At 73.0% G+C, this 15,745-nt stretch carries 14 protein-coding genes and 4 tRNA genes; 8 read left to right on the top strand and 10 right to left on the bottom strand.

What is annotated here, in order from left to right; genetic code table 11:
• Positions 1 to 5 precede the first annotated feature (5 nt).
• On the top strand, positions 6 to 2,915 hold the full coding sequence (locus tag Q7L73_RS13040) for a hypothetical protein (RefSeq protein ID WP_304690027.1): 2,910 nt from the start codon (positions 6 to 8) through the stop codon (positions 2,913 to 2,915).
• Here the strand turns inward: Q7L73_RS13040 and Q7L73_RS13035 are convergent.
• From Q7L73_RS13035 to Q7L73_RS13005, 7 genes are all read right to left on the bottom strand, one after another.
• Entirely contained in the window at positions 2,905 to 3,672 is a 768-nt protein-coding gene (locus Q7L73_RS13035; RefSeq protein ID WP_304690025.1) for a hypothetical protein, read from the bottom strand. The two genes, Q7L73_RS13040 and Q7L73_RS13035, sit on opposite strands and share 11 nt — an antisense overlap.
• 111 nt (positions 3,673 to 3,783) lie before the next feature.
• Positions 3,784 to 3,856: transfer RNA gene (locus tag Q7L73_RS13030), tRNA-Val, on the bottom strand.
• A 52-nt stretch (positions 3,857 to 3,908) separates the two neighbouring features.
• Positions 3,909 to 5,375 carry a hypothetical protein gene (locus tag Q7L73_RS13025; protein WP_304690022.1) on the bottom strand — a complete coding sequence of 489 codons (1,467 nt, stop codon included), beginning with the start codon at positions 5,373 to 5,375 and terminating at the stop codon, positions 3,909 to 3,911.
• 63 nt (positions 5,376 to 5,438) lie between these two features.
• Positions 5,439 to 5,511: transfer RNA gene (locus tag Q7L73_RS13020), tRNA-Val, on the bottom strand.
• A 70-nt stretch (positions 5,512 to 5,581) separates the two neighbouring features.
• Positions 5,582 to 5,652: transfer RNA gene (locus tag Q7L73_RS13015), tRNA-Cys, on the bottom strand.
• A 64-nt stretch (positions 5,653 to 5,716) separates the two neighbouring features.
• On the bottom strand, positions 5,717 to 6,454 hold the full coding sequence (locus tag Q7L73_RS13010) for a GntR family transcriptional regulator (RefSeq protein WP_304690020.1): 738 nt from the start codon (positions 6,452 to 6,454) through the stop codon (positions 5,717 to 5,719).
• Positions 6,451 to 7,725, bottom strand: a complete 1,275-nt coding sequence (locus tag Q7L73_RS13005) for a hydroxyacid-oxoacid transhydrogenase (RefSeq protein WP_304690018.1) — start codon at positions 7,723 to 7,725, stop codon at positions 6,451 to 6,453. Before Q7L73_RS13005 ends, Q7L73_RS13010 begins: the two co-directional genes overlap by 4 nt.
• Before the next feature lie 64 nt (positions 7,726 to 7,789).
• On the opposite strand from Q7L73_RS13005, the gene Q7L73_RS13000 reads away from it, so the two are divergent.
• From Q7L73_RS13000 to Q7L73_RS12980, 5 genes are all read left to right on the top strand, one after another.
• Positions 7,790 to 9,166, top strand: a complete 1,377-nt coding sequence (locus tag Q7L73_RS13000) for an FAD-binding oxidoreductase (protein WP_304690016.1) — start codon at positions 7,790 to 7,792, stop codon at positions 9,164 to 9,166.
• A 43-nt stretch (positions 9,167 to 9,209) separates the two neighbouring features.
• Positions 9,210 to 9,283: transfer RNA gene (locus tag Q7L73_RS12995), tRNA-Gly, on the top strand.
• A gap of 109 nt (positions 9,284 to 9,392) precedes the next feature.
• Positions 9,393 to 10,076 carry a helix-turn-helix domain-containing protein gene (locus Q7L73_RS12990; RefSeq protein WP_304690015.1) on the top strand — a complete coding sequence of 228 codons (684 nt, stop codon included), beginning with the start codon at positions 9,393 to 9,395 and terminating at the stop codon, positions 10,074 to 10,076.
• Positions 10,077 to 10,096: 20 nt separating this feature from the next.
• Complete coding sequence (locus Q7L73_RS12985; protein WP_304690013.1) at positions 10,097 to 10,231, top strand: hypothetical protein; 135 nt, start codon at positions 10,097 to 10,099, stop codon at positions 10,229 to 10,231.
• Positions 10,232 to 10,242: 11 nt separating this feature from the next.
• On the top strand, positions 10,243 to 10,443 hold the full coding sequence (locus Q7L73_RS12980; protein WP_304690012.1) for a hypothetical protein: 201 nt from the start codon (positions 10,243 to 10,245) through the stop codon (positions 10,441 to 10,443).
• On the opposite strand, the gene Q7L73_RS12975 is transcribed toward Q7L73_RS12980, so the two are convergent.
• Complete coding sequence (locus Q7L73_RS12975) at positions 10,437 to 10,706, bottom strand: hypothetical protein (RefSeq protein ID WP_304690011.1); 270 nt, start codon at positions 10,704 to 10,706, stop codon at positions 10,437 to 10,439. The two genes, Q7L73_RS12980 and Q7L73_RS12975, sit on opposite strands and share 7 nt — an antisense overlap.
• 302 nt (positions 10,707 to 11,008) lie before the next feature.
• Between Q7L73_RS12975 and Q7L73_RS12970 the strand changes: the two genes are divergently transcribed.
• Positions 11,009 to 12,601 carry an ATP-binding protein gene (locus Q7L73_RS12970; protein WP_304690010.1) on the top strand — a complete coding sequence of 531 codons (1,593 nt, stop codon included), beginning with the start codon at positions 11,009 to 11,011 and terminating at the stop codon, positions 12,599 to 12,601.
• 18 nt (positions 12,602 to 12,619) lie between these two features.
• Here Q7L73_RS12970 and Q7L73_RS12965 read toward each other — a convergent pair whose 3' ends face one another.
• Both Q7L73_RS12965 and Q7L73_RS12960 read right to left on the bottom strand, forming a co-directional pair.
• Positions 12,620 to 13,450, bottom strand: coding sequence for a 2-keto-4-pentenoate hydratase (locus tag Q7L73_RS12965; protein WP_304690008.1), 831 nt, complete (start codon positions 13,448 to 13,450; stop codon positions 12,620 to 12,622).
• Positions 13,451 to 13,552: 102 nt separating this feature from the next.
• Positions 13,553 to 13,837 carry a hypothetical protein gene (locus Q7L73_RS12960; RefSeq protein ID WP_304690007.1) on the bottom strand — a complete coding sequence of 95 codons (285 nt, stop codon included), beginning with the start codon at positions 13,835 to 13,837 and terminating at the stop codon, positions 13,553 to 13,555.
• Positions 13,838 to 14,064: 227 nt separating this feature from the next.
• Here Q7L73_RS12960 and Q7L73_RS12955 point away from each other — a divergent pair, with 227 nt between their 5' ends.
• Entirely contained in the window at positions 14,065 to 15,684 is a 1,620-nt protein-coding gene (locus tag Q7L73_RS12955; protein WP_304690006.1) for an FAD-dependent thymidylate synthase, read from the top strand.
• The last annotated feature ends 61 nt before the right edge of the window (positions 15,685 to 15,745 follow it).

The following is a 15,745-nucleotide window of genomic DNA, read 5'->3' as shown; positions in this document are numbered from 1 at the left end:
ACCACATGCCCGCACGTCCTGCCCCGTCCCCGCGCTCGCGTCGTCTCGCGGGCGCCGCCGCCTGCATCGCGCTCGCCGGGCTCCTGCCGTCCGCGACCGCCGATGTCGCCGTCGCCAAGCCGGCGAAGCCCGCCATGCCTGCGAAGCAGACGCTGCAGGTGCAGTCGGTCCGCATCGGCGGCGCCAGCGCGCCGGTCGTCGTGCGGCTGCGGCTGCCGCGCACCGCGAGACTGCACGCGTGGGTCAACGGCCGCCGCGCCGACGGCTCGTTCCGGCGCCAGGGGGCGAACGAGCGGGTCGGCGATCTGACCGCGCACGACGGGCTGCGGTTCGGCGACAACCGGCTGCGGCTGCGGGCGCGGCTGCGCAGCGGGCGGGTGCTCGTCGCGACCCGCCGGATGAACGTCAGAAGACCGCTCGCCGACGCCGGCCGCGACGCGACCACGCTCGCCGGCCGCGGCGTCGAGGTCGGCGTCGAGCCGGTCGGCATGCAGGGCGCGCAGCGCAGGCACCGCTGGCGGATCGCGAAGGCGCCGCGCGGCGCGAAGCCGAAGCTCGCCGACGCCCGCACCGCGACGCCGCAGCTGACGCCCGACCGCCCCGGCACCTACGTGCTGCAGCTGACGGCCGGCGACGGCCGCGCCAGCTCGCGCGACACGCTGACCGTCGTCGCGCGGCCCGACGACCCGCCGATCGGCGTGCCGCTGGTGACGCTGTCGAGCGATCCGGCGGCCGGCGTCTGGATCGACGGCAAGCCGGTCCCCAACACCTACGACCGCAACGGGATCTTCGTCGTCGTGCTGGAGCGGCGCACGCGCGCGGTCGTCGAGGCCGGCACGACGCCGCGCCACGGCGGCGGCATCACCCAGCTGCTGGCGATGGTCGACGACTACGCCCACAACACCGACACGTACATGATGATCGTGGCCAGCGCGCAGGGCACGACGAGCGACGTCGGCGGGCCGCTGAAGAAGCTGTTCGGCAAGCTCGGCGCCACCGACGTGACCGACGCGCAGATCGACGCGATCACCGCCGGCACGCCGTTCTCGCTCGTCGGCATCCCCGGCGGACTGCCCGGCGCGGCGTGGACGAAGCTGCCGCCGAAGGGCTCCAGCGCCGCCTCCGCCAGCATCGCCGCGAACCTCCAGCTCAACCAGGCGACGGCCGGCGTCGCGCCGCCGCACTACGACGTCGCGCCGCTGAACCACCCGACCTTCGACACGCGCGTCGGCACCCCCGGCGCGACCAGCAACACGATCCGCTGGAACGGCGTCGACTACGCCAAGACGCTGCCGGCCGGCGCGACCGCCGGCTTCCACACGATGATCATCGACCCGTACACGGGCGCGGTGCTCGACGACAACCCGCTCACGAGCAACGGCAGCGACACCAACAACCAGGTCAAGGTCGCGGCCGACTGGCTGAAGGGCTACCTCGACCGCAAGCCGGCGCCGCTGGTGATCATGCAGAGCATCGGGCGGCCGAGCGCGAGAGCGGACAACTGGAACGCGCTCGTCGACCAGATGGTGCGGATCGGCGGCAACCGCTACGTGATCAACGCGCTCGACGGCCAGAACGACAGCTACGCGCTCGTCGGCCGACCCGGCGCCGCGGCGCCCGCGGCCGAGTCGAGCACCAAGACCGGCGAGCACGGCGACCTCAACGGCGTCGCCTCGCCCGATCGCTCGCTGCAGCTGACGCCGGTCGCCGCCGACCCGTTCGGGAGACTCAACACCGAGGTCGTCGAGGTCGCGTACCAGAGAGCCGTGCCGTTCCCGGCGTTCAGCGCCGAGCAGAAGAAGGCCGAGACGTGGATCGCGATCAGACTCGGCTTCTGCAACACGAGCGCGACCAGCTGCGAGATGCGCCGCCGCTACTACGAGAACTACGCCGCGGCCAACTGGAACCAGAAGGCGACCGACCTCGGGAAGCTGACCTGGCCGGGCGCTGACAGCGGCTTCGGCGAGGCCGACTTCAGAGCGGTCAAGACGCAGCTCGACGCCGAGCTCTCGGCCGTCGCGAACGTCGAGCACTGGTTCACGACGCTGCAGGCGCCGTTCGACCGCACGACCGGCAAGAGCATCCTCGACCTCAACGACCTCTCCGACAGGCTGCGGAGCGAGTTCGCCGCCCCGACCGGCGACGCGACGACCTCGTGGGCGCTCGGCCTCGTCAGCGAGATCGCGGCCGTCGGCGGCTCGGTCGAGTCGAGCGTCTCGGGCGGGCTGAGCGGGATGTCGGCGGTCTTCTCGCTCGCCTCCTACCTGACGCAGGAGAACGGGAAGTCGATCCTCGGCGACGAGATCACGACGAAGGCCGGCCAGCTCGGCCACGAGCTGTACGACCGCTACGACCTCGCGCAGCAGGCGACGACCGGGATCGCGCTGCTGGTCGTGAGCGACTGGGGCAAGCTGCAGGCTGCCGCCGGCAAGGTCGACAACGACTGGAGACTGCCGGCGACGATGGGCACCGCCTCGGCGCAGCTGAAGCTGTCGGCGAAGCGCTGGTTCGCCGAGTCGCTCGTCCCGACCGCCTTCCCGTACCTGCTGCGTGCGACGCCGAAGCCGGTCGGCTCCGGCACCGCGGTCGGCACCGAGTGCATGCTGCGCGACAACTACGGCAACCGCTGGTTCTCCAGCCATCCGTGGGACCGGATCGACGGCGGCGCGTCCGTGGGCGTGACGGAGCTGTGGGAGAACGGCGGCCGGCGCACGACGACGCTGTGGCCGACGCGCGACTTCAACGTGTTCCCGAAGTCGGCGAGCATCTCGGACCTGCTGTTCCGCTCCGAGACCGCCCGCGACCCCGGCCTCGGCCTCAGCCGCCTGGCCTTCTTCTCCCCCGACAACTTCGGCGGCCGCATCTGGTCGGCGAACGACCGCGCCAAGCGCTGCGACCTGCCGTTCAAGGAGTAGCGCGGAGCGCCCACCAACGCCGCAGCGCCTTGCTGTCACGCGGCAGGCGCGCGATCAGCGGTCTGACGGCGGCGAGCGCGCGCTCGCTGCCGTTGCGCTCGATCCGGTCGAGGTGGACGGCCGCCAGCCCTTCGGTCGCGTAACGGTCGCGCGGGTGCGCGGCCAGCACGGCGAGGTACTGCCGCTCGGCCGCGTCGGTGTCGCCGAGCGCACGCTGCAGGGCCGCGATCCCGGTGAACGTCGCGGCGTTGGTCGCGACGTTCCCGTCGAGCGCGACGGACTCGGCGAAGACGCGGCTCGCCGCGTAGTGCTCGGTCGCACGTCGCAGCGCGCCGCCGAGCGCCGCGAGACTGCCGGGCGAGCGGTCAAGCTCGGCGAGGACCCAGCGCGCCTCGACCTGGAAGGCGAGGTCGCGCTCCTGCGCGCGCGCCGCCTCGACCTCCGCGAGCAGGCCGTCGAGGTCGGCGAGCAGCCGCTGTTCGACGTCCGCGCGCAGCTCGATCCGTTGTCGCATCTCCTGCGCCTTGCGCGTGGCGAGCCCGCTGCCGAGAGCGGCGGCGCGGCGGTACAGCTCGTCGGCACGCTCGACCTCGCAGCGCGCCGACCAGCAGCGGCCCGCGATCGCCAGCGCGCGCTGGTCGTCCGGCGCGCGCACGAGCGTCGCCTCAGCCCATGCCAGCAGCTCGTCGTCGTACCACTTGCGCTCCAGCCGGTCGGCGACCTCGTCGCGCGAGAGGACGGCAGCGAGATCGCTCATGGCAGCCACCGTAGCGTGGCGCCTCGCCGCTCAGCGTCACACTCGACGGCCGTTGGAGAGAAAGGCAGGCCGAAACGACGAAAGCCCCGCAGGTGCGGGGCTTTCAGTGAGTGGGCGATACTGGGCTCGAACCAGTGACCTCCGCCTTGTCGAGGCGGCGCTCTCCCAGCTGAGCTAATCGCCCTGGGAGCTGGATCATACCCAAGCGGCGTGCCGCGTGCGCGCTCCCCCGGCGCTCAGCCGTAGACCTCCTCGAGGCGGTCGGCGGCCAGTTCGGTGAGCGGCTTCAGCACCTCGCCCGGCGCCGCCTCGCCGAACACGAGCGTCGAGATCATGCTGATCGCCTCCTCCTGGCGTACCAGCACGATGTCGGTGAAGAAGGTGGCGCTGTCGCTACCGGCCTTCAGCGGGATCGTCAGCTGCATCGCGTAGCTGTCGTCGCCGATCTGCCCGAGGTCGCGCGTTCTGATCGCCGGCTTCCCGATCGTGTAGCCGCTCTCTCCTTCCAGCCGCATGCCGGTGCGCAACTGGTCGAGCGCTCTGCGGGCGAAGCAGTCGCGCATCTGCGGGCGATCGTAGATCCGCAGCGCGTCGCTCGCCTGCTGCGCGTCTTCGAAGACGAAGAGACCGTTCTGGATGTTCCCCGCGGGGAACACGAATCTCTGCGCTCTCGCCTGGACCAGCAGTCTCCAGGTCGCTCTGCCGCCGATGCAGCGCGAGGCGAACGGGTTGCCGGCGTCTCTGCCTCTGTTGCTGCCGGCGGTCCAGAGCGCCTCCGCCTCGCCCTCGGTCTCGAAGCCGGGCAGGTCGCCCGGCTGCAGCAGCGCGGAGAGAGCGCGCTCCTTCTGCGCCTCGTCGACCGGCTTCGTCGCGGCGGTCGTCTGCGGCGTCGTCGTGGTGGGCGTCTCGGTCGTGGTCGCGGGCGCGGTGATCCGCGACAGCCGCTCCGCCACCCGCGCCGCGAGGAACTCGCGCCCATCGCTCGCCGGCGGCGTGCCGTCGGTCGTCGTCGTCACGAGGCCGATCGCCGCGCCGTCCTGGACCACGAAGTGCTCCGCGTAGACCGTCATCCGCGTGCCGCCGCCGCTTCCCGGCAGCGCGATCAGCATCCCGTAGCGGGTATCCCCGACCTCGGGGAGCGCGACCGCCCGCGCCGTCGCGTCTCCGACTCTGCCCTTGAAGCCGCTGCGCCTGAGGATCGCGCGCATGTTGCCTCTGAACTCCCGCGCGAGGCAGTCGCGCGTCGTGGCCGTGCCGTAGAGCGCCGCCACCGCGCGCGCCTGCGTCTCGTCGCCGAAGATCATCGTCATGCTCGTCACCGCCGTCGCCGCATGCTCGATGACGAGCTGCGTCATCGCGAAGGCGACCGCTCTGGGGCCGGATCTGGCGATGTCGGAGCAGCCGCCGAGCAACGCCCCACCGCTCCCCATCTCGGCGGCGCGCGCTTCGAGCTCTCTCAGCTCGCGGCTGCCGTAGGCGATCACGGACCCCTGCGCTCTCGAGCCTCTCAGGTCCCTCTCGACGAGCAGCGACGAGATCGCCCGCTGCTTCGCATCGCTCGTTCCACCGCTCGGCGCCGAATTGGCTGTCGACGTCGACTGCGCGCGCGACGTCGAAGGGCCGTCATCGCCGCCACCGCAGCCGGCGGCGGCCGCCACCAGCAGCGCCAGCGCCGCACCAGCCCAGCCCCGTCGTCGCCACATCGCCCCGTCCCCTCGTTCGATCCGTGAACTGAGCGAGCCCCGCTGTCGGCGGGGCTCGTCGAGTGGGCGATACTGGGCTCGAACCAGTGACCTCCGCCTTGTCGAGGCGGCGCTCTCCCAGCTGAGCTAATCGCCCTGGGAGGTCCGGAAGCGTAGCGTGGCGGCTCCGGTGATGCGATCCGGGTCGCGCTCACGCTCCCCGGACAAGGCGACGACCGGAATCGAACCGGTGTACACGGCTTTGCAGGCCGCTGCGTAGCCACTCCGCCACGTCGCCAACGAGATCGAGAAGGGTAGACGACGGCGGCGTCGCGCGCAGTCCGAACCGGCGGCGTCCGGCGTCAGCTCAGCCGCGCCGGCCACGGCGGCTCGCCGGCCGCCTCGCCGTCGCCGGCCGGGTCGGCCGCGAGCAGCAGCTCGCGCGTGTGCACGAGGTGGTCGCGCATCGCCGCACCGACCGCCGCGGGATCGCCGGCGCGGAGCGCGTCGAGGATCCGCACGTGCTCCTCGTAGATCGCGCTGAGGTCGCGGCCGCGGCCGACGGTCGAGGCGCCGCGGAAGCGGACGAAGTCGCGCAGCGATCCGACGACGCCGACGAGGCGGCGGTTGCCCGCAGCCGCCAGCAGCAGCTCGTGGAAGCGTCTGTCGTGGGCCATGAAGGCGCGTTCGTCGGCGTCGCCGACGTGCTCCCGCATCGCCGCAAGGACCTCTGCCAGCTGCTCCAGCTCGTGCGCGCCGATCAGCTCGGCGGCGCGGCGCGCGGCCGGCACCTCCAGCAGCAGCCGCAGCGCGAAGACCTCGTCGAGGTCGTGGGCGGAGGACTTCAGCACGCGCGCGCCGCGGTTGCGCTCGAAGCGCACCATCCCCTGCCGTTCGAGCAGCAGCAGCGCCTCGCGCACGGGCGTGCGCGAGACCTCCAGCCGCTCTGCCAGTCTCGCGACCGAGTACAGCTCGCCGGCGCGCAGGCGGCCGTCGACGATCGCCGCGCGAATCGCGACGGTCGCGCGATCGGTCAGCGTCTGCCGCTCTCCCCCGTCGAGCGCGCCGAGCGCCAGCGGATGCTCGTCGCCGCCCGTCACCAGTTGCGCAGCGACGCGGTGACGATGCGGCGGAGGTCGTCCGCCGTCGGCTGTCTGGGAGCGACGGCGAGCAGCCGCTGCTGCTTCAGCGCGCCCTCCACGAGCACGTCGACGTCCCCCTCCGTGTAGCCCAGCTCGGCGATCCCGCTGGGGGCGCCGACGTCCCGCATCAGCTGCCTCATCACCTGCGGCAGCGTGTCGGGGCCGGGGTCGTCGAGCGGGCCGCCGTGCAGCAGCTCGGCGACGTGGTGGTGGCGCTCGGGCGCCGCGTCGTAGGTGAAGCGGAAGGCGGCCGGCGCGGTGACGATGACCGAGTGGCCGTGCGGGACGAACGGGTGGTCGGCCGGGTAGCCGGGCGGTTGGTAGACGTGCTTGAGGCCGGCGATCGGGTACGCGCAGGCGTGCGGGATGTGGACGCCGGCGGAGCCGAAGCCGACGCCGGCCATCGTCGCGCCGAGCATCATCCAGCCGCGCGCCTCGACGTCGTCAGGGTCGGCGACGGCGCGGCGCAGGTAGCTGCCGCCGTACTCCAGCGCCTTCGCCGACCAGACGTCGGCGACCGGGTTGGAGCCCTGGTAGGGCGGGCGGTCGTCGGGGCTGGCGGGGCGCGGGCGCGTGTCGAACGGGCGCGAGATGTAGGACTCGGCCGCGTGGCAGACGACGTCGAGGCCGGCCGAGGAGGTGATCTCGGCGGGCAGCGTGCGCGTCAGCTCCGGGTCGACGATCGCCTGCGTGCAGCGCAGGTAGCGGTGGGAGATGCCGCTCTTGACCTTCAGCTCGGGGATGTCGAGCACCGCGACGGTCGTCGCCTCCGAGCCCGTGCCGGAGGTCGTCGGGATCGCCAGGTGCGGCTTCAGCGGCGCGGGCGGCTTGCGGCCGCCGCCGACGGGAGCGTTGACGTAGTCCATCAGCGGCGCCGGGTGGGTCAGCACGAGGTTGGCGACCTTCGCCGTGTCGATCGCCGAGCCGCCACCGACCGAGACGAAGCCGTCGACGCCGGCCGCGCGCGCCGCCGCGACCGCCTCCTCCAGCGATTCGAGCGTCGGCTCGACGCGCGAGCGGTCGAAGACGACGACCTCGATCCCCTCCGCCTCGATCAAACGCTTGATCCGCTCGGGATGGCCGAGCGCCGCGACGCCCGCGTCGGTCACCAGCAGCACCCGCGAGACGTCGAGGCGCTTCAGCTCCCAGCCGGCGTCTGCCGAGGAGCCGGGCCCGAACTTCACGGGCGTCGCTTCCAGGGTGAAGATCGTCTCTCGCGCTGCGGCCATCGCTCGCTCCTCGTTCGTCGGGCGCCCGCTCCCCACGGCGAGCGTGAGTAGCATGTCACATGTTATGGACGAGAGAGACCATCTGCGCGACGCCCTGCAGGAGGTCGTCGGCGCCGGCCACGTGCTCGACGACCCCTCGCTGACGGCCCAGTACGAGACCGACTGGACCGGCCGCTTCGGCGCGCGGGCGCTGCTGGTCGTGCGACCGGCCTCCGTCACCGAGGTGGCCGCGGTCGTCGCCGCCTGTGCGGCCGCCGGCGTGCCGCTGATCCCCCAGGGCGGCAACACCGGACTGGTCGGCGGGGGCGTGCCGTCCGCCGACGGCCGCGAGGTCGTCGTGTCGCTGACGCGGCTGAACGCGATCGGACCGGTGGACTCGGCGCTGGGCCTCGTGCCGGTCGGCGCGGGCGTGACGCTGGCGGCGTTGCAGGAGGCGGCGCGCGCGGCCGGCTTCGACGCCGGGCTCGACTTCGCCGCGCGCGACTCCTGCACGATCGGCGGCGCGGTCGCGTGCAACGCCGGCGGCGCCCGCGCGCTGCGTCACGGGACCGCGCGCGGTCGCGTCGCGGGTCTGGAGGCGGTGCTCGCCGACGGCAGCGTGATCACGCGCATGGCGGGGCTGACGAAGGACAACGCCGGTTACGACCTGCCGTCGCTGCTGATCGGCTCCGAGGGCACGCTGGCGATCGTGACGCGGGTGCTGTGGAAGCTGGAACTGCGCCAGGACGCGCGCGTGGCGGCGCTGGTGCCGCTGGAGTCGGCCGCGGCCGCCGCCGCGCTGCTGACCGCGCTGCGGGCCGAGGCGCCGTCGCTGGAGTCGTGCGAGTTCTTCCTCGACGCGGGGCTGCGGCTGGTGCTGTCGCAGCTGAGACGGTCCTCCCCGCTGCCGTCGCCCTCCTCCGTCTACGTGCTGGCCGAATGCGCCAGCCGCACCGACCCGACCGACGAGCTGGTGGCGGCGCTGGACCGGGCCGGGATCGAGGACGCCCTGATCGCCGACGACACCGTCTCGCGCGAGCGGCTGTGGGCGCTGCGCGAGGGCCACGCCGACGCGATCAACGCCGCCGGCGTGCCCCACAAGCTCGACGTCGGCGTCCCGCTCGCGGCGCTGGACGCCTTCCTCGCCGCCGTCCCCGCGGCGGTCGCGCCCTTCGGCCCCGCGGTCCGCCCGATCCTCTTCGGCCACCTCGGCGACGGCAACGTCCACGTCAACCTGCTCGGCCTCCCCGCCGACGACGAGCGCGCCGACGACGCCGTCCTCCAGCTCGTGCTCGACCACGGCGGCACGATCTCCGCCGAGCACGGTGTCGGCGTCGCGAAAGCCCGCTGGCTGGAGCGCGCCCGCGGCACCGCCGAGGTCGCCGCGATGCGCTCCCTCAAGACCGCCCTCGACCCCCGCGGCCTGCTCAACCCGGGCAAGCTCCTGCCCGCGCCAGGGTGACGACACGTGCTTCGCGAGTCTGGATATACTCCCCCGGGTCAGCGCGGATGTAGCTCAGTTGGCTAGAGCGTCTGCTTGCCATGCAGAAGGTCGAGAGTTCGAGTCTCTTCATCCGCTTCACCGAAAGCCCCGCTCCGGCGGGGCTTTCGTCGTTCTGGAGGCTGAACCCAGAACTACAAAGTACGAGTTTTGAAGCGATTTCTCGTCTTTTGTTATCGTGGTCGCGGTGAGCGTGATCGCTGACAAGCGCCGATGGTTCGAGCAGGTGATGGCGTTGCGGCGTGCCGAGCGCGCTGCGCCTGGCGTTCGCGAGATCCCCGAGGTGCGTGCGCAGATAGAGGCGCAGATCGGCTCCGCCGTGAGCATGTCGATGGCAGCATCGATCCTCGACGTGTCGGAGGCGACGATCCGGCGGTGGATCAGACGTGGCGAGCTGCCGACGGTGCTCTCCCCCAGCGGCCGCCCGGGCGTTCCCGTCGGCGAGCTTGCAGATCTCTACGAGGATGTCGCCGAGCAACGCGCGCAAGGACGAAAGCACGTGATCGAGCCGCGGATGACCGCTGCCCGCCAGGCGGCTGAGCGAATGCAGATCGATGTCGAAGAGCCCGCGGAAGGCGCGCACGAGCGCAGCCGGGCACGGGCGCTCGCGTACCACCGCGCGGTCGCTCGCAAGCTCACGCGGGCGATGGCGGACACAGCGCTGCACCGGGTCTGGGAGTGGGAGAGCCAGGGTCGCATCGACCCCGTGTACGCCCGGCGGTGGGAGCTGCTTCTGCGCGGTCCGCTGCGCACGGTCAGAGAGCAGATCAGTGCGGGTGGCACAGACGCCGACGACATGCGCCAGAACTCCCCCTTCGCGGGGGCTCTCTCCGAGTCTGAGCGGCAGCGGATCGTCGCCGAGATCCGATAAATCGCGCCGACTTCGAACACGTGATCGCCGCCGCGGCACAGGTCGCCGACGAGGACGAGCTGGTCGTGATCGGCAGTCAAGCCGTGCTCGGCAGCCACCCCGAGGCGCCGGCCGAGCTGCTGCGCTCGATGGAGGCCGACATCTATCCGCGCTGATCGCGCTCTGCATGGAGATCCACGATCTCGTGCTCGCCAAGCTCGCAGCCGGACGCGACCGCGACTGGGAGTTCGCGCGCGTCTGCCTGGAGCACGAGCTGTGCGACATCACGCTCCTGCTCGAACGCTGCACGGCGATGCCGCTCGACGACGCACATAGAGCCCACATCGCCGCGAGCCTCCGCGACCTCTGGTCACGGAGGGCTCAGTAGGCGCCCTGGATCGACGCCGCGACCTTGCCGACGTCGTCGTTGGCCGACCCGGGCTGCGCCAGCACGTCGGCGTTCAGCGAGATGACCGGGGCGCCTGTGGCGGCGTCGCGGACGGCGATGTTCCACTGCGAATGGCGGTAGGCCGGCTGGTTCATCACGGTCAGCGCCTCCGGCGGCAGGCCGGGCACCGGCGCGGCCTCGGCCGCCGGCGCGGCGATGCCCGCCAGCGCGATCGCCGCGGCGACTCCGGTCAGTCGTCTCATGCTGCTCCTCGATCGTCGATGTCTGGCTGCCGCGATGACGCATCAGCCTGCAAGAGCGCCGAGACCCCGGCAAGGGACCTAGGTCTCCTTCGGGTGCGTCGGCGCGGCGCGGCAGCGCTCCGGGAACTGTCGCATCGACGCTCGCCGTCAGGTGACCGTTCTGGCAGGATGCGCGCATCCGCGTGCCCCGGGCCTCGACCGCGTCGTCCCTTTCCCCCGCCGCGTCGCGGAACGGGCCGCTCACCGCCGCGCTCTGGCTGATCGGGCTGGGCGCGGTCTGCGTCGCGGCCACAGAGGTCGCGGTGATCCTGCATCAGGGCGGCGAGTTCGCCTGGCTGACGGCGTGGTTCCCGGCGCTCGGGCTCGTGTACGTCACGACCGGGCTGCTGGCGTGGGTGCGCCGGCCGAGCAGCCGCCTGGGGCTGTTGCTCGTCGTCGCGGGCGGCTTCGCGCTGCTGGCGGAGGTCGTCGCCGTCGACGCGCCCGTGCCGGTCGCCGTCGGCATGATCGTCGGGACGGTCATCCTCGCGGTGATCGTGCAGCTGCTGCTGAGCTTCCCGACCGGTCGGCTGCACACCAGGACCGAGCGCCTCGTCGTGCTCGCGGGCTACCTCGTCTGCCTGCCGCTGCAGGCGCCCCTGTACCTGTACGCCGCGGGCAACCCGCTCTCGCTCGCGGACCGCCCGGACCTCGCCGACGCCGGCCTGCAGGTGCAGCGCATCGCGGGCGCACTCGTCGTGATCGCGACCGCCGCGCTGCTGATCGAGCGGATGCGGCAGGCCCGGCCGGAGCAGCGCCGCGTGCTCGTCCCGCTCTCCGTCTACGGCATCTTCGCGCTGCTCGTCGTGCCGGTCAGCAGCGCGCTCGAGCAGAGCGTCTTCGACGGCGACCCGGTGCCGCGCACGATCCTCCAGCTCGTCAGCCTCGGATTCGTGCCGATCGTCTTCGTCGTGGCGGCCTCGCGCGGCGGCTTCGATCGCACCAGCGACCTCGCGGAGCTGGGCGTCTGGCTCGGATCCGACGAGTCCGGGCGGCCGGAGCTGCGCGCGGCGCTCGCGACCACGCTCGGCGACCCCTCCGTCCAGGTCCTGTTCCGGGTCCAGGGCGAGGAGGCGCTCGTCGACGATCGCGGCATCCCGGTGCTCGTCGCGGCGGGCGCGAACGGGCGCGGGACGGTCGACGTCGAGCTGGGCGGGCGCGTGGTCGGCGCGATCGCCTACGACGCGATGCTGTTCGACCGCCCCGAGGAGATCCGCGAGGCCGGCCGGATCGTCGCGATCGCGCTCGACCGGCAGCGGCTGACCGTCGAGCTGCGCGCCTCACGCGCCCGCATCGCCGCGACCGCCGACGGCGAGCGGCGCCGGATCGCGCGCGACCTCCACGACGGCCTGCAGGCGCGGCTGGTGCTGCTGGCGGTGCAGGCGGCGGGCGACAACGACCGCGAGACGCTGCGCGCGGGCATCAGATCGGCGATCGTCGAGCTGCGCGAGCTGGTCGACGGCGTGATGCCGGCGCAGCTCACCGAGCGCGGGCTCGCGGCGGCGATCGAGGATCTGCGCGACCGCCTGCCGCTGCCGATCGTGCTGCACGTCGCCGGGCTCGACCAGCGCCTGCGGCTCGACGTCGAGAGCGCGGCCTACTTCGTCGTCTCGGAGGCGATCTCCAACGCGCTCAAGCACGCCGGCCCGGCGGCGCTGACGGTGTCGCTCGCGCGCACCGGCGGCCTGCTCGCGCTGGAGGTCGCCGACGACGGCGCCGGCGGCGCGCGCGCCCGCTCGGGCGGCGGGATCCGCGGGATGGCCGACCGCGTCGAGGCGCTCGGCGGCGAGCTGCACGTCGACAGCGTGCCGGGGCGCGGGACGCGCGTGCGGGCGGTGATCCCCTCCGCGGCGTGATCGGCGACGGCGCTCGCGCTACTGGAGCTGCCGAGCCTCGAACGTCGCCGTCACCTCCCCCAGCCCCGCGAACGTCGCGCGCGCCGTCTGCCCTGCCGCCACCGGCAGCGCTCTGGAGACCGCGCCGGGGATGACGACCGCGCCGGCGTCGATCGCGGCGCCCGCGTCGTACTGGTGGAGCGCTCTCGCCAGCCAGGCGATCGGGGCGGCGGGATGGCCGAGGACCGCCGCGCCGGTACCGGTGTTGGCGTCGCCGTCAGGCGTGACCGCGAGCGTCACGGGGACGGTGGCGAGATCGAGGCCGGCGAGCGCGTCGAGCGCGGTCCACTCGCCGAGCACGACATGGCCGGAGGAGGCGTTGTCGGCGATCGTGTCGACGATGCCGATCCGCCAGTCGGCGATGCGGCTGTCGATCACCTCCAGCGCCGGCGCGACCGCCTCGGTCGCGGCCAGCACGTCGTCGATCGTCAGCGCCGCGCCGGACAGCGGCGCGCGCAGTCTGAACGCGATCTCGGCCTCGACGCGCGGCGCGAGGAACTCCGCCGGGTCGAGTGCGGCACCGTCGGGCGAGATCATCGCCGCCGTCAGGTAGCCGAAGTCGGGCTGGTCGACGCCCATCATCTCCTGCATCACCCGGCTCGTCAGGCCGACCTTGCGCCCGACCAGCGCGGCGCCCGGCGCGCCCAGCCGCAGCGCGCGGCCGGCGAGCTGGATCGCGTAGGCGTCGGCGATCGTCGCGCTCGGGTGGCGCTCGATCACCGGGGCGACCGCGACCCGCGTCCGTTCCGCCTCCCACAGCAGCCGCGCCTCCGCGGCGACGGCCTGCTCGTCCAGCGCACTCGTCTCCATATGCGATTCCTACCGCATCGGCTGACCGCCGGGGTCCGCACGTGGCGGACCCCGGTCGTTCAGCGACAGTGACTGTCGTCAGTCACCACTCAATCCGATCGTTCAGCAGCGCAGCTTCTCGGTTAGCACCCAGTAGTCGTAGGGAGCTGAGCCGGTGCTGTGCCCGAACGACCAGAAGTGACCGTTGGAGACGACCGTTAGCTGGCCTATGAAGGCCTCGTTTCTGCCCATGTACCAGTCGACCGGGCCGACGCCGGGACCATCGCCGTACATCGGGATCGACGTCACGTTGCCGTAACAGGTGAACGACGCGGACGCCGTGCCTGCCAGCGCGAAGGACAGCGAGACAGCAGCGACCAGCGCCATCAGGAGATGACGGATCTTCATCTGAATTCCTCTCGTCAAAGCAGCATGAAGTGTTCGCGTGGGGCCCCGCGATCACACAACGGCCCGGAACAGGCCGCCGTGCGCAATATCGCAGATTCCGGCAACTGGAAACACCGCTGAACTGACCGCAGTCGTTGAGCGGACAAACCAATTCACTGGGGTTGACTTCAGGCGCGGCGCCGGGCGTCGCCACCGGGCTCCGCCAACCGGTCTGCGAGGATGGCGCGATGAGCCCCGCCGAGGTCTTCAGCGACGATGAGCGGACGCTGCTGGCGCGGCACGTGACCGACGTCGACGCGCCGGTGTTCGCGCTCGTCGACCTGCCGGAGACGGTCAAGGCGGCGCTGTTCGCGCGCTACTCGCGCCACCCCGGAACGCTGCGGCGGCTGCTGCTGGACGAGTTCGCCGGCGACCTCCCGCCGGCACCGGCCGGATCGGCGCACGCGACGCCCTCGCCGGCCGCCCCCGCCCCGCCCGCCGGCCGCGCGGCCGAGCTGTACGAGCGCGTCTTCGTCGGCTACGGGGACGACTCGGTCGCCCAGCTCGGCGGCGTCCACGTCGCCTGCGAGTGGGTCTCCAACGTGCTGACGAAGATCCTCCAGCGGCCGCGCCTCGGCGCCTACCTGGAGCAGAGCACCCGCTACATCGCCTACGACCAGCCGCTGCCGGGAGCAGGAGGCGGCTGGCGCTACCACCGCGAGGCGGCGCTCGGGCCCGAGTACGAGCGGGCGATGGACGAGCTGTTCGCGACCTACGCGCGGCTGCTGCCGGCGATGACCGCGTGGGTGGCGGAGCGCTTCCCGGCCGCCGCGGGCGGGAGCGCCGGCCGCGCCGCGCACGCGCGCGCGGTGAAGGCGAAGGCGCTCGACCTCGTGCGCGGCCTGCTGCCGGCCGGCTCGCTCTCGCACATGGGCCTGTTCGCCAGCGGCCAGGCGGTCGAGGCGCTGATCCTCCACCTGCTCGCCCATCCGCTGCCGGAGGCGCGCCGCTGCGGCGAGCAGCTGCTGAGGGCGGTCAGAGCGGCGCTGCCGAGCTTCGTCGCGCGCGTCGAGCGGCCCGACCGCGGCGGCGTCTGGATCGACTACCTGCGCGAGCGCGGCGCCGCCGAGACGCGGATCGCCCGCCAGCTCGGACTCGACGACGCGAGCGTCTACGCTGCCACGCCGGAAGGTCCATCGGTCCGCCTCACGCACGTCGACGGTGACGAGCAGCGGCTGCTGACGGCGCTGCTGTTCGAGGCGGCCGGGACGAGCGAAGCGCGCGTGCGCGCCCGCGTCGAGCGCCTTACGGCCGAGCAGCGCGCCGACGCGATCGCGGAGCTGTGCGGCCCGCGCAGCAACCGCCGCCACCGCCCCGGGCGCGGCTTCGAGGCGCTCCGCTACCGCTTCGAGATCGTCTCCGACTACGGCGCCTTCCGCGACCTCCAGCGCCACCGCATGCTGACCGTCCAGTGGCAGACGCTGACGCCGCACCTCGGCGCGGCGGTGCCGACGGAGGTCGAGGCGGCCGGCCGCGGCGACGACTACCGCCGCGCGCTCGACGTCTCGCGCACTGCCTGGCAGCGTCTCGTCGACGACGGCCACCGCGCGCAGGCCCCCTACGCGCTCTGCCTCGGCCACCGGATCCGCTACGTGCTCGACCTCAACGCGCGCGAGGCGATGCACGTCGCGGAGCTGCGCTCCGGCCGCGAGGGCCACCCCGCCTACCGCGCGGTCGCGCAGCAGCTGCACCGCCTGATCGCCGACGTGCACCCGGCCGTCGGCGCCGCGATGCGGTTCGTCGACCACGGCGAGGAGCCGCGGCTGGAGCGGATCGAGGCGGAGCAGCGCAGAGCGGCGCGCGAGTAGCCGCCGCGCCGCGCCGCGCGCGACGCCGCGCCGGGCCGCGCGCCCGCCCCGCCGCCGCCGC

The sequence above is a fragment of the Conexibacter sp. CPCC 205762 genome (genome assembly GCF_030646155.1).
In the GTDB taxonomy this organism is placed as follows: Bacteria; Actinomycetota; Thermoleophilia; order Solirubrobacterales; family Solirubrobacteraceae; genus Conexibacter.
Note: the sequence above shows the minus strand (reverse complement) of the source record. Positions and strands in the feature narration are given on the sequence as shown.

Bases quoted from the DNA above. Each gene is read 5' to 3' on its own strand.
- Q7L73_RS13040 (WP_304690027.1), top strand. From the start codon at position 6: ATGCCCGCACGTCCTGCCCCGTCCCCGCGCTCGCGTCGTCTCGCGGGC.
- Q7L73_RS13035 (WP_304690025.1), bottom strand. From the start codon at position 3,672: ATGAGCGATCTCGCTGCCGTCCTCTCGCGCGACGAGGTCGCCGACCGG.
- Q7L73_RS13025 (WP_304690022.1), bottom strand. From the start codon at position 5,375: ATGTGGCGACGACGGGGCTGGGCTGGTGCGGCGCTGGCGCTGCTGGTG.
- Q7L73_RS13005 (WP_304690018.1), bottom strand. From the start codon at position 7,725: ATGGCCGCAGCGCGAGAGACGATCTTCACCCTGGAAGCGACGCCCGTG.
- Q7L73_RS13000 (WP_304690016.1), top strand. From the start codon at position 7,790: ATGGACGAGAGAGACCATCTGCGCGACGCCCTGCAGGAGGTCGTCGGC.
- Q7L73_RS12980 (WP_304690012.1), top strand. From the start codon at position 10,243: ATGGAGATCCACGATCTCGTGCTCGCCAAGCTCGCAGCCGGACGCGAC.
- Q7L73_RS12975 (WP_304690011.1), bottom strand. From the start codon at position 10,706: ATGAGACGACTGACCGGAGTCGCCGCGGCGATCGCGCTGGCGGGCATC.
- Q7L73_RS12965 (WP_304690008.1), bottom strand. From the start codon at position 13,450: ATGGAGACGAGTGCGCTGGACGAGCAGGCCGTCGCCGCGGAGGCGCGG.
- Q7L73_RS12960 (WP_304690007.1), bottom strand. From the start codon at position 13,837: ATGAAGATCCGTCATCTCCTGATGGCGCTGGTCGCTGCTGTCTCGCTG.
- Q7L73_RS12955 (WP_304690006.1), top strand. From the start codon at position 14,065: ATGAGCCCCGCCGAGGTCTTCAGCGACGATGAGCGGACGCTGCTGGCG.